This window comes from Nakamurella sp. GG22 (genome assembly GCF_052976845.2).
In genome coordinates, this window is sequence record NZ_JBRIIO020000085.1 from 1 (window position 1) to 240 (window position 240).

A 240-nucleotide genomic window follows, 5' to 3' on the forward strand; every position below is an offset into this window, starting at 1 on the left:
CCCCCCGCGCCTTAAAAGAACCACCAAGCTGGGTGTTTTCCAGTTTCAGAAAAACTGGCCTTTGGACTTTTTCGGCCAGTTTCGAACCGGGTATGGCTGGCGTCCGAATAACCTTCCCAGATAAACGTTCTGCTGCTTCAACGATGGCGTTAAATTCAATTAATTTTGTCATGTTTGCCCAGTCAGGTGGATGTTACTGTTGTAAGTAGGCATAAAGCTAACCGTGTTTTTCTGTGCCTT

General features: G+C 46.2%; 1 pseudogene. It reads right to left on the reverse strand.

Annotated elements, in window-relative coordinates:
• Positions 1 to 172 (reverse strand): annotated as a pseudogene (locus ACVBEQ_RS28085) (serine dehydratase); the annotation flags it as partial.
• Between the last annotated feature and the right edge of the window lie 68 nt (positions 173 to 240).